Genomic DNA, 14,571 nt, shown 5'->3' with positions numbered 1-14,571 from the left:
GCTGAGGCGGCTAGCGGTAGAAGAGGCTGGGCGGGATCCCCAGCTCGCGCTTGAACATGGCGCTGAAGGCGCTGGGGCTGGCGTAGCCCAGGGCCAGGGCCACCTCCAGCACCGACTGGCCGAGGGCCAGCCGTTCACAGGCCTGGCGCAACCGCGCCTGGCGGCGCCACTGGCCCACCGACAGGCCGGTCTCGGCGGCGAAACGCCGCTGCAGGGTGCGCACGTCCATGGCCAGCAGGCGGGCCCACTCCTTGAGCGGGCGGGGATCATCCGGCTGCTGGCGCAAGGCCTGACACAGGCGCTGCAAGGGTGGCGAGCTGGCGTCGGGCAGGGAGAGGGCCAGGCTGGGCATGCGCTGGATTTCGTCCAGCAGCAGCTGCACCAGGCGGCCATCGCGACCGGTCTCGTCGTAGTCCAGCGGCAGACTGATGGCCGCCAGGATCAGCTCCCGCAGCAGGGGCGACACCCCCACCACGCAGCACTCCTCCGGCAGGCCGGCCAGCAACTCAGGCCGGATATAGACGGTGCGCATCTGCACCTCCCCCAGCATGCGGGTGCTGTGCCAGACCCCGATGGGCACCCAGATGGCCCGGGTGGGCGGCACTATCCAGTGGCCCTGATCGCTCTCCACCAGCATGACCCCCTTCACCGCGTAGAGCAGCTGAGCGGTGGGATGCCGGTGCCAGGGCGATTCGGTGCCCGGCGCTCGGTCGAAGGCGCGGGCCACCAGGGGGGCCAGACCGGCGTCCTGGCGGTGCTCTATGCCAGAGGGCAGCATAAGTTGTCCTTTTCGCGACGATACTTGACACATGGTAGCACGAAGGTCAGCGGCGACACTGATAACATGAGCCTGGTCACTGTTTATCCCGAGGTATCCATGTCATCCACCCTTGCCGCCACCGCCGCGTCCCAAGGCGACACCCGCTACAAGGTGCTCGGCGCCATCAGCGTCTCCCACTTCCTCAACGATCTGCTGCAGTCGCTGATCATCGCCCTCTATCCGCTGTTCAAGAGCAACTACGATCTCAGCTTCACCCAGATCGGCCTGCTGAGCCTGGCCTACCAGATCACCGCCTCCTTGCTGCAGCCGGTGGTGGGCTTCTACACCGACAAGCGGCCCCAGCCCTACTCCCTGGTGCTGGGCATGGGCTGCACCCTGAGCGGCCTGCTGCTGCTGGCCAACGCCGCCAGCTTCCCCCTGCTGCTGCTGGGGGCCATGGTGGTGGGGTTGGGTTCCTCCATCTTCCACCCCGAGTCCTCCCGGGTGGCGCGCATGGCCTCCGGCGGTCGCCACGGCCTGGCCCAGTCCATCTTCCAGGTGGGCGGTAACGGCGGCACCGCCCTGGGCCCCCTGCTGGCGGCCCTCATCATCATCCCCCACGGTCAGGGCAGCCTGGCCTGGTTCGCCGTGCTGGCCCTGCTGGCCATGGCGGTGCTGCTCAAGGTGGGTCAGTGGTACAGCCTGCAACAGCGCCGGCAGGCGGGCCGCACCAAGCCCCAGGGCCCGGCCCTCTCCCGCCGCCGCATCGCCGTCACCATCGGCGTGCTGCTGCTGCTCATCACCTCCAAGTACTTCTACCTGGCGAGCCTGACCAACTACTACACCTTCTACCTGATGGATCACTTCGGTCTGGGGATGCAGGACGCCCAATATCACCTGTTCATCTTCCTGTTCGCCGTGGCCGCCGGCACAGTGCTGGGCGGGCCCATCGGCGACCGCATCGGCCGCAAGCAGGTGATCTGGTTCTCCATCCTGGGGGTGGCCCCCTTCACCCTGCTGCTGCCTCACGTGGGATTGACCGCCACCACGGCGCTGTCGTTCGTCATCGGCTTCATCCTGGCGTCGGCCTTCTCGGCCATCATAGTCTACGCCCAGGAGCTGCTGCCGGGTCGGGTGGGCACCATCGCCGGCCTGTTCTTCGGCTTTGCCTTCGGCATCGCCGGGGTGGGCGCCGCCGTGCTGGGGCACCTGGCCGACAGCCACGGCATCGAGTATGTCTACCGCTTGTGTGCCTACCTGCCGCTGATGGGGGTGATTACGGTATTGCTGCCGAACCTGCACGCGCCGCGCCAGCGCTAATCGAGCCGCTTTGACTCCCTCCCCTGCCAAGGGGAGGGTTGGGGTGGGGTTGCTTTTGACTGGTTCAACGCCGTTGATTTGATTGATCCAGAACTACTTTGCCCGTTGCGCCCTTATCGGCGCCGAGCCTTTCAAGCTTCCCGCTTGGCGGGGGCGCGCAAAGGGGGCTCATGCCGGCTTCGCCTTCCTTGGCTTCGCATTCCGCTCGGGCTATCCCTGCCCTCGCGCCAAACCGGGCCGGGATACTCAATCCCGTCCTGTTCCGCTTTGGCCCCTGGACCGGCGATGACTTAGGCCGCTTCCCTGCGGCCTATCCCCTGCACGCCTCCCGACGGCCCGCCCTGTCGAGGGTCGCCCACAGCCGTGGTAGTCGACGCCAAGCCTGCCAAGTAGGTTGGGCGAAGCCCAAGGTTTACCGGGCAGCGAGCGGCGTTTATCAATCAACCCGTTGAGCGTTAAATGAAACATCGCGATTGGCCTGTCTCTTTTAACGATACCGCGGTAAACCTTGGGCTTGAATGACCCATCACCCACCCTCATCTGTTAGAGATGGGCCAGCCGGCCCGGACAAGGAGAACAAGATGACCAGCACCACTCTGGATCTGCTCAATCAACGCCATTCCGTGCGCCACTTCACCGGCGCGCCGGTGAGCGACGCCCACCTGCACACCATACTGGCCGCCGCCCAGCAGGCTCCCACCTCGGTGAACGGCCAGCAGATCTCCCTGGTGGTGACCCGGGACAAGGCCACCATCGCCAGGATCGCCGAGATTGCCGGAGGTCAGCCCCAGGTTGCCGCCGCCGAGGTATTTATTACCGTGGTTGTGGACTTCCAGCGCCCCATGGCCGCCGCCCGTCTGGCCGGCGCCGAGTCGGTGATCCAGGACTCCGCCGAGGGCATCATGGTGGGGGCCGTGGATGCGGGCATCATGCTGCAGGCACTGCAGACTGCCGCCGCCGCCCTGGGCTACGGCAGCACCGCCATCGGCGGCATCCGCCGGGATCCCCAGGCCATGATCGATCTGCTGGGACTGCCGGCCCACACCTTTCCCCTGGTGGGCACCACCCTGGGGGTGGCGGATCCCGAGCAGGCGGGCCAGCCCAAGCCGCGGGTACCGTTGGCCAGCTTCGCCATGGCCGAGCGCTATGACCTGGCTGCCGTGCAGCAGGGCGTCAGCCAGTACGAAGACCAGCTGCGCCAGTGGTGGGATGCCCAGGGCCTGACCCAGATGCCCTCCTACGCCGCCTCCTGCGCCATGTACTACAAGCAGATCTACTTCCCCCATATCGCCGCCGCCTTTGCCGGGCAGGGCTTCCATTTCAAAGATCAGTAGGCCGCAGGCCGAGGAGTGACCCATGCAGTTTCCCTATGACGATGCGCTGGATTACCCGATAGACGGGCTGCCCTACCAGGGTCACTTCATCAGCCCGGGGGCCGAGGCCCCCCTGGTGCTGCTGGCCCACGCCTGGGGCGGTGTGACCCAGGCCGAGATCAACCAGGCGCGCAAAGTGGCAGCCCTGGGCTACGCCGTGCTGGCGGTGGATCTGTTCGGCAAGGGCATACGCCCCACCGACAACGCCGGCCGCCAGGCCCAGATCAGTGCCCTGTATGCCGACCGGGCCCAGCTGCGGGCGCGGATGGCCGGGGCGGTCAGCGCCCTGCAGGCCCTGGGCTGCCAGACCCAACGGCTGGTGCTGGCGGGTTACTGCTTCGGCGGGGCCGCCGTGCTGGAGGCCGCCCGGGCCGGCCAGCCCGCCCTGGGCTACGTCAGCTTTCATGGCAACCTCAACCTGCCCGACGGCCAGGACTACCAGCTCACCCGCGCCCCCGTGCTGATCTGCCACGGCAGCGCCGATACGCTGGTAAGCCTGGAACAGTTCGCCGCCCTGGGCGTGGCGCTGGAGCAGGCCGGGGTGCCCCATGAACTGATCAGCTACGGCGGCGCCCCCCACGGCTTCACCCAGGAGGGCACGGAGCGCTACCACCCACGAGCGGCAGAGCAAGCCTGGCAGCGGTTTACCGCGTTTTTGGCGGAGGTCTTCAAGTAAGGGGTGAGAGGGGGCGGAAGCCCCTTGGTTTTTGGGGCGCTCAGGTGAGCGTTGCCCCGCTGGGGCACGCCATGCGCCGGCGTCCACTGCACTTAGCGACGGATCCCCTCTTGAGGGGCCGTTCCGCCTGCCCAGCAGCCAGCCTTTCCAAGCTGCCGCTTGGCGGGGCGGGCCAGAACATCTTTGCCCGTTGCGCCCTGATCGCGCATCGAGCCTTTCTTTACTCCGCTGGCGCGGGGGCGCCAAGGGGCGGTCATGCCACCGCCCCTTAACCCCGGGCATTCCCCGCTGTCCGGGCCTGCGGCTTCCCTCGTCGTTCACGCCGGGCTTGGGGATCGTTATCGACATTCGCTGCGCCAACCCTGGCTTCGCACCCCACTCGGGCTATCCCTGCCCTCGCGCCAAACCGGGCCGGGATACTCAATCCCGTCCTGTTCCGCTTTGGCCCCGACATGACGATAACAGGCTCGACATCCCAGCCTCGCCTTCCCGCCCGCCGCTTCCTCCTCGGCCAGACAGAGGGGAGACGTATCCCGTTAGCCAGCCCCCTGAGACGCCACCCAGTTATCGGATTACTCATTCCCCGTAGGGCGCAATAGCAAAGCGTGTTGCGCCAGATGACGAACGCCCAAAGCGACGACTACCACCAATTGTGGCGCCCCTCGACCGGGCCGAGCGGAAGGCTGATTGGAATGCACGAGCCGCAGGGAGGCGGCGAGAGGTATCGTCGGGCCAGGACGGCCCGTCGATACCGGTCATGAAAAGCAGACTTGGGAGCGAGGAGCTGTCCCGGTCGCGGGGCGCGATGCCCGGGATTGCAAAGGGGTGGGCCAGCACCCCTTTGCCCACCCCGCCAAGCGGGTGTCGAACAAGACACCGAGATGGCAAAGGCGGAACGGACTGACCCAGTCCAAACAGTCTGTTTGACAGATGCCCAAATGTGACCTACGCGAATGTCAAAGTATGCAAAGGACGGTTAGGATAGGACTCAAAATAGGTAGGGACACCGGCAGCAGGTTGGGGGCTGAAGACCCAGGGGCGGTAGCCTGGGCGAGCCGAATAAGCGCAGGGTACGACTCGCCAGAAAGAACTCAATCAGGTCCCGCTGCGGGATAGGTGGCAAAATGCCGGTTAATAAACTGTTAAGTTTTTCGCATCCGTATCCGAAGGAGCACTTGTGAACACTGGGCAATACAAAGCGCGATTCTCCGAACCTACCGTTCAGCAGTCGAAGGACAATCTGAAAGAATCAGAAACACGTGCAGGTCGGGCGTTGGCGTATGCACTAGACATTCGCAAATTTGAGATTGAGCTTTACTGGAAAAGGGCAACCTACTTCTGGGCATTTATTGCAGCCGCATTTGCCGGGTACGGACTGACCTACAAAACGGCAGCGGATCACGAACCATGGCTCTCGTTGCTCTTCTCCTCTCTCGGCCTTGTGTTCTCTTTCACTTGGTATCTTGTTAACCGCGGCAGCAAGTTCTGGCAAAGCAACTGGGAAAGGCATGTGGATTTGCTCGAAGACATTACTCTTGGGCCACTGTACAAAGTGGTTGCGGTTACGGAAGACAACTGTGCAACAAACCCTCTTACCTCACCTGCACAGTTCTCCGTCAGCAAACTCAATCAGATTCTGAGCGTCTTTGTAGCAACCGTTTGGCTTCTTCTTTTTACGAAATCCATTCTTCCGGTATCGTGCTCTCTACCCCTAGATATATACAAGCTTGCCATTCTTGTTCTTACGGTTGGCTCCTTGTGGCTTCTTTATTCCCAGGGAAGATCATCAACTCAATTCTCTGAAAAGGGCCTTCACGAGCGGGTAGGAAAGAGTGAAACCTAACCCGGCAGTCGAGAGGGACACCCACAAGCTGCGCTCCGGTCGCCCCTAACTTCTACTTTAAATTAAAAAGGAGTCGTGTGGATATTTTTAACAATCGAGAGATTGCGATAGGGTTTTGGCTGTTAACAATTTCTCTTTATGTGCTTTTGTCTCCCAAGATGGTTGAAGTCAGAAGGTCATTTAGACACTTATTATCGGCTTTCTTTGTAAGGCAGATTATGTCAGTGCTCGGCTTGATGGTCGCGTATATGATGTTTGTTGTTTACCTCCTGTATGAAATGGACTTGTGGAATACCGAGCAGATAAAAAACACCATATTTTGGTGTGTATCTGTTGGTTTTATGTCCCTTTTTAAGGTTGAATCGATAAAGAAAGATAAAAGTTTCTTCAAGCATTCAGTTCTGGATAATTTAAAATTATTAGCGATCCTTCAATTTGTTGTTGGTATATATACTTTCCCTCTTTGGATTGAGACTCTGTTAGTTCCTATTTTGGCATTAATCAGCGTCATGACAACCATCGCTGAAATGGACAAAAAACACCACCAGGTCAAAGTGCTACTTGAACACTGCCTATCCGTATTTGGTGTTATCTTAATTGTGTACACGTTATATATGTTGGCGACGAGCTTCGATGAATTTGCTAACGAGAAGAATGCGTATGACTTCTTTGTTCCGCCATTACTTTCGCTATTCTATTTGCCATTTGTCTTTTTTATATTGGTTTATTCGACGTATGAGCAGGTTTTTATTCGTTTAAAATTTTCTATTGCAAACAAGCAGCATCTAAATTTGGCAAAAGTGTACGCCCTAGTTCTATTTAATTTCCAATTGAGCCTACTTGATCGCTGGTCATACCATGTTGACAGAATAAGGGTTAAATCACACTCTGATTTAGTAGAGTCTTTTCGGCACATTTTCAAGGTAAGGAGAGCGGAATCAAATCCTATAGATGTGCCAATTGACTTGGGGTGGAGTCCCTATCAGGCAAAGGAATTTCTTGCATGTGAAGGACTGAGTACTGGGTTCTACAATAACCTCTTCGAAGAAGAGTGGTTTGCTACATCTCCAATGGAAGACTTTAGTGATGGCATTATCCCAGATAATATTTCTTATTATGTTGAAGGGTCTAGAGAGGTCGCAAAGGTTTTGAAGCTTAAAGTTAACGTGAATGATGCTGCCAGAACTTATCAGGCATGTCAGAAGTTAGAATCAACGGCGGAGGTTTTGAGCCTGTCCAGCTTAGGTCTATCTTTATCCAAAGAAATGAAAAATGCTATTTCATGTTGTAATCCGTATTGTGAAAAAGTAGATGGTAAAGCCATCGCCTTGATTGTAGAATACTGGCCGAATCATAAGTTTAATGGATTTGATCTCAAGTTCATGATATCAAACATTTAACAAAGCGCTGCTGTCGGACAATTTTCCGCTGCGCTTCAAAATTTCCGCAGAGCGCGGCATTATAAGTCACCAAGGAGAATCCCTTGAATCTACGATCCGCTCTCCTGTTATTGGTCATCCCAACTGCAACTGTCTCAGCGACAGCCAATGAAGCCCCCTCGATCTCATACCAAGAGCAGCAACTTCAACGTTATGAGGCGCAGATGCGAGAGACAGAGCGACAGCTAAAAGCTGGAGCTGCCAATCTCGTTGAAACCGAAGCTCAGCTAAAAGCGACAGCCGAACTTCAAACCAACACTGAAAAACAACTGAAGCGTAGTGCCGCACAAGCTGATCGAATAGATGAGCTACTGAGACGGTGGGAAAAGCAGGCTGATCGGTATGACGCCTTGCTCGACAAGTGGGCTAAAGAAGGCCGAGCACCGACAATGTGACGTATAAAGGCGTTCCACGGAACAGTCCTTGCCCTGCAGGCTCGCCTGCACACCCCTCTCATCAAATTAACGCCCAGGCGGCATGGCTGCCTGGGCGTTGGTTATACGGCAAGGTCATCCCGCGCCGGGCTTATTTACGCTCGCCCACCGGGATCATGATGTGGGCGTAGGGGGTGCCCTTCCACATCACATAGGGGCCGCCGTTCTGGGGATCCGTCGGCAGGGAGTCCAGCAGGGCCTGGTCCGGTGTGATGATCATCAGGTGGGGGCCTTCCTTAATCCACTGGTTGTCTGCCGTGGGGCCTTCGGCGTAAGGGTCGATATTGCTGGCGCCTTCATCGCCGGCCAGCATGTAGGAGATCCCCAGGGCGCTGGCCTGGAAGGGTTGCTTGTTCATCCAGGCGTCGGCCCAGGCCATCCAGGGGCCGTCCATGCACATGGGGGCCTTGCCTTGTAGCTGTGGCGGGGTGGGGAAGCAGGTGTAGTGACTGGTGCCTTGTTGCAGCACGTTTTTGTTCCAATCCAGCACGGTGACCTTGTCTTTCAAGGTCGGCGGCGCGGCGCTTAACGCATCGGCGAGCAGGGCTTTGGCGTCGTCTTGGGCGTAAGCGTTGAATAACCCACTGAAAGAGATAAGGAAGGTGGCTAGATAACGAAGGGTGGTTTTCATTGGCATACCTCTGGTCTGTTAAACCAAGCAGCGTTTAGCCACAAAAGTATAGTTGGCATGCATGTTTTAGGGCCGGGGGTATTGCGCCGGCCTACTACCGTCATTTCCACCCGCCGGCGGGAAGCGGGCAGGCCGGGTTGGCGGCACAGTGGCACCAGGCGTGACAAACGGAGGCGTTATGCGGCCCATCCCCCACCCCCTCGGCCAACTGGAGCTGGACGATCAACAGCTGCGGCTGGAGGGTGTCCCCTATCAGGCCGTCCGCGAGCTGGGGCGCGGCAAGTCGGCCATCTCCTGGCTCTATCAGCGCCAGGCTGACCATCCCAGCCTGCCCCGGGAGCTGGTGCTCAAGCGCTACTGCCAGACCGGCTACGAGACGGTGCCCTTCGATCAGATCCTCGATTTTGAGCTGTGCAGCTACCTGCGCCTGATGGAGAGTGGCATCCCCCACCCGCACCTGCTGGCCTATAGCCAGGCGCACTACGCCCTGGCCAAGGAGTACATCGCCGGCGAGCTTATCGTCGAGATCCAGCAGCGCGAAGGGCTCGACGATCGCCACTTTGGCGCCATGCTGCAGATGGCAGGCCGGCTACAGGCGGCGGGCTACCATGTGGACTTCTTCCCCACCAACTTCGTGCTGAACGAGCGGGGGCTGCACTACATCGACTACGAGGCCCACCCCTACAGCGAGGAGTGGAATTTTGCCAACTGGGGGATCTTCTACTGGCTCAACCGGGAGGGCATGGCTGCCTACCTCAGTAGCGGCGAGGTGGGCCATATCAACAAGCCCGGCGAGCCCAAGCCGCTGGAGGCGCCCTTCTTGCGCCAGCGCGAAAGCATACTGCGCCGCCTGAGCTGAGCCTGCGCCGAGCCATGGCCAGCCGGTGCGGCACGCCGCACCATCACCAGACAGCCCAGGCCCTTGGGGCCATTAGCCCAGCGTAATCGCCCAGTTAACCAGACCAGAGCCGTAGGGGCGATTAGCGCAGCGTAATCGCCCATTGCATCAGAGCAAGGCCAAGTCACCCCAGGGAGAAGCCAGCACCATGTCCCACAAGCCCCCCATCGACGCCAGCCAGATCCCGGTTCATACCGCCAAGTCCCTCTACCCTGCACCTTTCGCCGCCCTGGTCCAGCACCGCAGCAAACGCAAGCTGGGGGATCACTTCGGCCTCAGCCACTTCGGCGTCAACCTGACCACACTGGCGCCCGGGGCCATCTCGGCCCTCAAGCACCATCACGCCAAGCAGGATGAATTTATTTACATCCTCTGCGGCACCGCCACCCTGATCTACGGTGAGCAGCGCTTCGAGATGACCGCCGGCGATTGCATGGGCTTTGCGGCCAACGGCGGCGTGGGGCACCAGCTCGTCAACCAGTCGGCGGCGGAGGTGACCTATCTGGAGGTCGGCGACCGCACCCCGGGGGATGCGGTGGTCTATCCCGATGACGATCTGACCCTGACCCAGGGAGACGATGGCGCCTGGGTCGTGCGGCATAAAGATGGCAGGCCCTATTGAGCAGGCCATTGCACCCAGAACGTCTGCTGCGCGCCGGGGCCTTTATGGAGGCGCACCTGGGTGATCCCTTTGCGCTGGAGGAGGTGGCGGATGCGGCAGCCATGTCGTTGCGCTCCTTGCAGCGCCACTTTGCCGCTGCGGTGGGAGAGAGCCTGGCCAGCTTCCTGCGCGGGCGGCGGCTGACCCTGGCGGCGCAGCGCCTGGTGGCGGGGCACGACGATATCCTCTCCTTGGCGCTGGACTGTCAGTTTGGCAGCCACGAGGCCTTCACCCGCGCCTTTGCGCGCCACTTCTTCATGACCCCCAGCGAGTATCGCCAGCAGGGCAGCCAGCAGCACTTCTACTACCGCCCCGTGCTGGGTGAAGCCATGCTGGGAGAGCTGGGCCGCCAGCGCCAGCGTCCGCCCCAGATTGTCCACCAGCCGGCCCGCCCCCTGTGGGGACTGGGCCGCATCCTGACCGGCGACCAGATGGCCGGGCCGGCCTTGCTGGCCCAGGTGGCCCAGCTGCAGGCGGATCTGCAGAGCCTGTTTGGCCGCGCCATCCGGCCACGGCTCTTCTACTTCAAAACCGCACCCCAGCAGTGCCGCTACTACCGGCTGTTGCTGGCCATCGAGGCCGGTCGGGGGGCGCCGCCGGCGGGGCTGGATGCCCTGACGCTGCCGGCGGGTTACCGGGCCAGCTTCTGGACCCTGGGCTACGAGCAACTGCTGCCGGTGTTCTTCTACCACTGCTTCGCCCAGTGGATCTTTCATAGCGGCTGGCACTTTGCCGATGCCCCCGTCGAGCTGCACCTGCCCGACGAGCGCCAACCCGCCCTGGGGCTGACGCTGCCGGTGCGCACCACCCCCAGCCCAGGCTACCAACTCTGGTGAGCGGCGACTTGGCGCGGATTATCAAGCCGGCGCAGGACGGTCCGGGATATGGTCTGCGCAGCGTCTATCCAAAGGAGTTGAGATCATGCTGCGCTACCTATGTCTTGGCCTGCTGCTGGGTTCCCTGGCGGTGGCCGCCAACCCAGAGATCACCCATACCCGCTGGCAGGGCCGCTGGGGCGATGGCCTGCGGGATGCCCTGCGCCTGAGCCCAGGAGAGAACGGCCAGATGCAGGTGCACTACTGGCGCAAGCTCGATGCCCAATGGCAGCAGCCCGAGCTGCAATTTGATGCCATCGCCCAGGTGCGCCAGACCGAGCCCCTGAGCCTGTTCTGGACCATAGAGGGCGACCCGGACGGCGGCAGCATGGCCCTCACCTACCAACCGGAGGACGACAGCATGCGGCTCACCTATCAAAGCCCCAACCAACAAGGCAGCGTGACCCTGACCCGCGCCGGTGCCGAGGTGGCCCAGCCGCCGGCGGAACCTTGCCTGACACCTCGCCCCGGCACCCAGGCCGTCACTTTTGTCTGGCATGCCCCCCAGGCCCAGGCCGTCTACCTGGCCGGCGAGATGAACGACTGGCAGGCCGACAGTCTGCCGATGACCCGGCAGGCCGATGGCGACTGGCGTCTGACGGTGCATCTGGGCCCCGGCCGCTGGGCCTACAAGCTGGTGCAGGACGGTCGCTGGCTCACCGATGTGGCCAACCCGCAACGCCAGGCCGATGGCCAGGGCGGCTACAACTCCCTGATCCAGCTGGGCGAGCCGGATGCCAACTACCTGCCCAGGGCCAATCCCGCCCAGCGGGGCCGCCTGCAGGAGCTATCACTGGCGAGTAGCGAGCTGGGGCCGCGCCAGGTGCTGATCTACCGGCCGGCCGGGGTACCCGCCAGCACGCCCCTGCCCTGGGCCCTGGCGCTGCATGGCTATGGCATGGATCGCCATCAGTGGGTGGACGACGGCCAGCTGCCCGCCCTGCTGGACAACCTGATCGCCGAGGGGAAGATGCCGCCCATGGCCCTGGTGATGGTGGATGGCGGCAAGAGTTTCTATCAGGGGCCGGTCGAGCGCTTTCTGATCCGGGAGCTACTGCCCCAGGCAACGCGGTGGGGGCTGAGCGAGCAACCGGCCCAGCGGGCGCTGCTGGGGGTCTCCATGGGGGGCTACGGCGTCGTCCACCTGGCCTACCAGTACCCGCAGCTGTTTGCCGCCGGGGTGGCCCTCTCCGGCTACTTTGCCTATGGCCCGCAGGATCAATGGACGGCGGCCGGCCTGCAGGCCATGCCTCCCCTGCGCCTCTACTGCGGCCAGCAGGATCACACCAGCCTGGCCAGCAACCAGCAGTTGGTGCAACAGCTGCGCCAGGCCGGCCTCACGCCCGCCATCCAGTATGCCGAGGGTGGCCACACCTGGCACTACTGGCAATCCATCCTGCCGGAACTCATGCCTGAGCTGGCCCGCGCCATCACGCCACGCACCTAGCCCCTCACGCCGGGCGGCCCACCGCCCGGCAGCCCTCCAAGCCAAGTGAGCCCAAACTGACCTAGCGCACGGCTCGGGCCCCTGCCGCCCTCTACAATTCAGTCAGGAACCAATAACGACATTGGCGGACGGTGCTGATGGTGTGGCTAACCGGCTTTTTCTGTTGGAAGCCCGTGCGGCTCCGGAGTGCACGCTGCCCCTGGGGCTGGCTCGCCCTGTGGGGGCTGCTGTTCTGGCCCCTCGCCCAGGCGACCGAGCCCCAGGTGGTGTGCGCCAGCATCTCGCCCTTTGCCTTTGAGCAGCAGGGTGGCTATCGCGGCTATGCCTATGAGCTGGGGCAGGAGGTGATGCGCCGGCTTGGCTATGGGGGGCAGATACGGGTGCTGCCGCTGGCCCGGGCCAATCGTACCGTGCAGACCGAGGCCAATGTCATCGGCCTGTGGGTGGGGCGCATCCCGGAGCGGGAGCAAACGGTACACTGGCTCCACCCCATACTGCGCGATGCGTTCAGCGTCTATACCCTCAAGGGCCAGCCGACGGCCGCCACCCTGGAAGAGGCCAGGCGCATCGGCTTGCTGGGCGCCAATATCGGGGCGGCCAACGCCATCGCCGCCCAGCGCCAGGGGCTCACGCGGTTGGAGCTGATCAACTCTGACGATGCCAACGGCCGCAAGCTGCTGGTGGGCCGCCTCCAGGGCTGGATTTCGGTGGAGGCGGCGGTGAACTACTTTATCCGGCTGCACGGCCTGCCGGACAACCCCTTCGTCAAGGGCCTCAAGCTCAGCGACTATCAGGCCTGGGTGGTCGCCTCCTTGGAGACGGATCCCGCCATCCGCGCCCAATGGCAGACCACGCTGGCGGCCATGGAGGCCGACGGCAGCCTGCAACGGCTGGCGGAGCGCTACGGCGTCCTGCGCTAGTCCACCAGCTCGATGCCCAGGCCGGCCAACAGCCGCAGGGCCTCGAAGCGGCTGAAGCGGGCGCCCTGCAGGCGGTTGTTCAAGGGATCTATGTCGTAATCGCTGGCCTCGCCGAAGTCCGCGCCCCGCAGATCCGTGTGGCCGAACAGGGCGCCGGCAAAGTCACAGCCCTGGCAGTCTGCCCGCCGCAGATCCGCCTCCCGCAGATCGGCCCTCCGCAACCGGCTGCCGCTCAGCACCAGATCGGTGAGCGGCAGGCCGAAGAAGTTCCCCTCATCCAGCAAACACTCCCGCAGGCTCAGGGGCGCCCCCAGGGCAGGCACAGGCCAGGCGAGCTGCGTCCAGTCCACCCCCAGCAGCTTGCAGCCGACAAACTGCACCTGCCGCAGCTGGCTGGCGGGCCAGGCCACCAGGCTCAGGTTGCAGCCGGTAAACTGACAGTCGATGAACTGGCAGCGGCGCAACACCGCCTGGGTGAAGTCGCCACCGATAAACTGACAGCCCTCGAACACATGCCCCGTCCAGTGGCCACCGGCCAGCGCCAGTCCCTGCCAGGTCTGCCCCCAGTAGGATCCCGCCTCGTCATCCCACGGCATCATGTCCTCCCCTCGCTAGATGCGATCCGTCTCGCCATAGGGGAACCGCTTATGGCCGAAGCGGATCACCAGTATGGCCAGGGCGATCACTAGGATGGCGGCCGCCAGGCCCAGCATGCGCCAGGTGTCCAGGTTCTTCATGTCCAGGGCCATGTAGCGCGCCAAGGCGACGATAACTATGTACAACGGCATGCGCACCGGCAGGCGGCCTGACTTGAGGTAGAGACCCACCATGGCCAGCACCTCCAGATAGATGAACAGCAGCAGCAGATCCGCCAGGGAGACATAGCGGTTGAGGATCACGGTCCACACCTCCTGCCCCATGGCGATCACCGTCAGCAGCCCCACCAGCAGCAACCCCAGATCCTCCACCAGGCCCAGGGCCCGGTTGCCCGCACTTTTCAGCACACTCATAGACAGACTCCTTGTCACCGACCACCGGTGCTTGGCTGCATCATCGCAAAACTTATCCGCCTTGGGCAGCCCGCCGATAAACCGCCACCCCCGACGCACCAGCCAAACAAGGGCCGCTTAGGCCGTAATGCTCATCAGTTAAGGCGCCGTTGGCGCCTTAACTGTATCAACGACACGGTTTTTTGAGGCAAAAGCCAACCCCACCCTAACCCTCCCCTTGAACAAGGGGAGGGAAAAATCGTTCCTCCCCCTTACCAAGGGGGAGGTTAGGAGGGGGATGGCTT

The 14,571-nt window shown here is 62.1% G+C and carries 15 protein-coding genes; 11 read left to right on the top strand and 4 right to left on the bottom strand.

From position 1 onward, the window contains the following. Positions 1–10 precede the first annotated feature (10 nt). Positions 11–778, bottom strand: coding sequence for an AraC family transcriptional regulator (locus tag ABHF91_RS00270; protein ID WP_409421513.1), 768 nt, complete (start codon positions 776–778; stop codon positions 11–13). 99 nt (positions 779–877) lie between these two features. Between ABHF91_RS00270 and ABHF91_RS00265 the strand changes: the two genes are divergently transcribed. From ABHF91_RS00265 to ABHF91_RS00240, 6 genes are all read left to right on the top strand, one after another. Further along, entirely contained in the window at positions 878–2,080 is a 1,203-nt protein-coding gene (locus ABHF91_RS00265) for an MFS transporter (RefSeq protein ID WP_409421512.1), read from the top strand. Between the two features lie 581 nt (positions 2,081–2,661). Continuing rightward, the gene (locus ABHF91_RS00260) at positions 2,662–3,414 is read left to right on the top strand and encodes a nitroreductase family protein (RefSeq protein ID WP_409421511.1); all 753 of its coding nucleotides are present in this window, start codon (positions 2,662–2,664) and stop codon (positions 3,412–3,414) included. Positions 3,415–3,436: 22 nt separating this feature from the next. Then, positions 3,437–4,129 (top strand): dienelactone hydrolase family protein, encoded by a 693-nt coding sequence (locus ABHF91_RS00255; protein ID WP_409421510.1) that lies wholly within the window; start codon positions 3,437–3,439, stop codon positions 4,127–4,129. A 1,177-nt stretch (positions 4,130–5,306) separates the two neighbouring features. Next, positions 5,307–5,972 carry a hypothetical protein gene (locus ABHF91_RS00250; RefSeq protein WP_409421509.1) on the top strand — a complete coding sequence of 222 codons (666 nt, stop codon included), beginning with the start codon at positions 5,307–5,309 and terminating at the stop codon, positions 5,970–5,972. Positions 5,973–6,049: 77 nt separating this feature from the next. Next, complete coding sequence (locus tag ABHF91_RS00245; protein WP_409421508.1) at positions 6,050–7,372, top strand: hypothetical protein; 1,323 nt, start codon at positions 6,050–6,052, stop codon at positions 7,370–7,372. Positions 7,373–7,455: 83 nt separating this feature from the next. Continuing rightward, a complete protein-coding gene (locus ABHF91_RS00240; RefSeq protein ID WP_409421507.1) occupies positions 7,456–7,806 on the top strand; it encodes a hypothetical protein in 351 nt (116 codons plus the stop codon). A gap of 130 nt (positions 7,807–7,936) precedes the next feature. Here ABHF91_RS00240 and ABHF91_RS00235 read toward each other — a convergent pair whose 3' ends face one another. Beyond that, complete coding sequence (locus ABHF91_RS00235) at positions 7,937–8,476, bottom strand: hypothetical protein (protein WP_409421506.1); 540 nt, start codon at positions 8,474–8,476, stop codon at positions 7,937–7,939. 178 nt (positions 8,477–8,654) lie between these two features. Here ABHF91_RS00235 and ABHF91_RS00230 point away from each other — a divergent pair, with 178 nt between their 5' ends. From ABHF91_RS00230 to ABHF91_RS00210, 5 genes are all read left to right on the top strand, one after another. After that, positions 8,655–9,335 (top strand): hypothetical protein, encoded by a 681-nt coding sequence (locus ABHF91_RS00230; RefSeq protein ID WP_409421505.1) that lies wholly within the window; start codon positions 8,655–8,657, stop codon positions 9,333–9,335. Between the two features lie 187 nt (positions 9,336–9,522). Continuing rightward, entirely contained in the window at positions 9,523–9,996 is a 474-nt protein-coding gene (locus ABHF91_RS00225) for a cupin domain-containing protein (protein WP_409421504.1), read from the top strand. 8 nt (positions 9,997–10,004) lie between these two features. Continuing rightward, on the top strand, positions 10,005–10,871 hold the full coding sequence (locus ABHF91_RS00220) for a helix-turn-helix domain-containing protein (RefSeq protein WP_409421503.1): 867 nt from the start codon (positions 10,005–10,007) through the stop codon (positions 10,869–10,871). Between the two features lie 85 nt (positions 10,872–10,956). After that, on the top strand, positions 10,957–12,357 hold the full coding sequence (locus ABHF91_RS00215; protein ID WP_409421502.1) for an alpha/beta hydrolase: 1,401 nt from the start codon (positions 10,957–10,959) through the stop codon (positions 12,355–12,357). 173 nt (positions 12,358–12,530) lie between these two features. Then, positions 12,531–13,277: a substrate-binding periplasmic protein gene (locus ABHF91_RS00210; RefSeq protein ID WP_409421501.1), complete on the top strand. Its 747-nt coding sequence runs from the start codon at positions 12,531–12,533 to the stop codon at positions 13,275–13,277. On the opposite strand, the gene ABHF91_RS00205 is transcribed toward ABHF91_RS00210, so the two are convergent. Both ABHF91_RS00205 and ABHF91_RS00200 read right to left on the bottom strand, forming a co-directional pair. Beyond that, a complete protein-coding gene (locus ABHF91_RS00205; RefSeq protein WP_409421500.1) occupies positions 13,274–13,876 on the bottom strand; it encodes a pentapeptide repeat-containing protein in 603 nt (200 codons plus the stop codon). The genes ABHF91_RS00210 and ABHF91_RS00205 overlap by 4 nt on opposite strands. Positions 13,877–13,888: 12 nt before the next feature. Continuing rightward, positions 13,889–14,287: a phosphate-starvation-inducible protein PsiE gene (locus ABHF91_RS00200; protein ID WP_409421499.1), complete on the bottom strand. Its 399-nt coding sequence runs from the start codon at positions 14,285–14,287 to the stop codon at positions 13,889–13,891. Between the last annotated feature and the right edge of the window lie 284 nt (positions 14,288–14,571).

Source organism: Pseudaeromonas aegiceratis, assembly GCF_046254905.1.
Taxonomy (GTDB): Bacteria; Pseudomonadota; Gammaproteobacteria; order Enterobacterales; family Aeromonadaceae; genus Pseudaeromonas; species Pseudaeromonas aegiceratis.
Note: the sequence above shows the minus strand (reverse complement) of the source record. Positions and strands in the feature narration are given on the sequence as shown.

Coding starts and splice junctions, on each gene's coding strand:
- ABHF91_RS00230 (WP_409421505.1), top strand. CDS start 8,655: ATGCGGCCCATCCCCCACCCCCTCGGCCAACTGGAGCTGGACGATCAA.
- ABHF91_RS00255 (WP_409421510.1), top strand. CDS start 3,437: ATGCAGTTTCCCTATGACGATGCGCTGGATTACCCGATAGACGGGCTG.
- ABHF91_RS00205 (WP_409421500.1), bottom strand. CDS start 13,876: ATGATGCCGTGGGATGACGAGGCGGGATCCTACTGGGGGCAGACCTGG.
- ABHF91_RS00265 (WP_409421512.1), top strand. CDS start 878: ATGTCATCCACCCTTGCCGCCACCGCCGCGTCCCAAGGCGACACCCGC.
- ABHF91_RS00260 (WP_409421511.1), top strand. CDS start 2,662: ATGACCAGCACCACTCTGGATCTGCTCAATCAACGCCATTCCGTGCGC.
- ABHF91_RS00225 (WP_409421504.1), top strand. CDS start 9,523: ATGTCCCACAAGCCCCCCATCGACGCCAGCCAGATCCCGGTTCATACC.
- ABHF91_RS00215 (WP_409421502.1), top strand. CDS start 10,957: ATGCTGCGCTACCTATGTCTTGGCCTGCTGCTGGGTTCCCTGGCGGTG.
- ABHF91_RS00200 (WP_409421499.1), bottom strand. CDS start 14,287: ATGAGTGTGCTGAAAAGTGCGGGCAACCGGGCCCTGGGCCTGGTGGAG.
- ABHF91_RS00270 (WP_409421513.1), bottom strand. CDS start 778: ATGCTGCCCTCTGGCATAGAGCACCGCCAGGACGCCGGTCTGGCCCCC.
- ABHF91_RS00235 (WP_409421506.1), bottom strand. CDS start 8,476: ATGAAAACCACCCTTCGTTATCTAGCCACCTTCCTTATCTCTTTCAGT.